At 26.5% G+C, this 941-nt stretch carries 2 protein-coding genes; both read right to left on the bottom strand.

Going from position 1 to position 941, the window contains the following annotated elements; all coding sequences use genetic code 11:
* Positions 1-145 precede the first annotated feature (145 nt).
* The gene (locus MPF13_RS15445) at positions 146-592 is read right to left on the bottom strand and encodes a DUF6843 domain-containing protein (RefSeq protein ID WP_249983662.1); all 447 of its coding nucleotides are present in this window, start codon (positions 590-592) and stop codon (positions 146-148) included.
* 26 nt (positions 593-618) lie between these two features.
* Complete coding sequence (locus tag MPF13_RS15440; protein WP_249983661.1) at positions 619-912, bottom strand: barstar family protein; 294 nt, start codon at positions 910-912, stop codon at positions 619-621.
* Positions 913-941: the final 29 nt, after the last annotated feature.

Genomic DNA, 941 nt, shown 5'->3' with positions numbered 1-941 from the left:
AACGTGTTTATATATGGTTTGTTGCGTGAATTAAGCAACTAATTTAATAAATAATTACAGACAAAGAAAATCCGCGAGGATTTTCGTAAGTAAGCAAAAAGCCAGCAATAAATTATATATGTTGTTGGCTGTAGTTTTTTTCTTTTCAGTTTAATGGATTTCCTACGCTAAAAATAATTCCAGGTTCTTTCTTTTCTGTAACATTTCCAAGTGAATCTATTTTTACCACTTCTCCCATTGGCATAAAATGATAAACGTAAATTTCATTTTTTTTAATTGTGTCAAGCACTTTTTTATTTAAATTTAAAATAGGTTTAATTTCAGTTCTTTTTCCACTTTCTGAAATATAGTAGTATTCAGGAAAGTGATAACCAAATTGCGGACTGAACTTTGTTTTCAAAATACCATTTTTTGGGATTTCATAAACTCTTTTATCATTTTCATATTTTTCTTCAATTCCTTTTTTTTGATTAAACCATATTTTGATTGTTCCTTTATAGTTTTCTGGAATTAAAGTGATAGTATTTTTAGATTTTTTACAATTAATTAATAAGGTAAAGCTCAAAAATATTATTATGTGTTTCAAATTCATTTTTTCTTTTCTAACTTGAAATTTAATTAATTGTCGGTTGCAATTATCAAATTCGGCTTTTCTCCGACTTTAATTTTTCTATAATTTACAAAAGCTCCACATTCTAAAATTGCATTAAATAAATCCGGTTTGTTTTCTTTTAAGTATTTTCCATTATCAATTTGTAAAATAGTTGGTTTTTCAGTCAATTCGTCAACGCAATCAATCCAAGCGTCCATATTCTCTCCATAATAATCTGGAAAGTTCATTTCTTCTTTAAATTCAGAGTGAAATGTTTTCCAATTCTTTATTTTTTTTCCTTTAATTCTGAATGTTTCCATTTCGGTTTTTAATTACAGCCAACGTGTTT

The organism is Polaribacter sp. Z022 (assembly GCF_023555495.1).
GTDB lineage: Bacteria > Bacteroidota > Bacteroidia > Flavobacteriales > Flavobacteriaceae > Polaribacter.
This window is presented reverse-complemented; position numbering and strand designations above follow the sequence as displayed.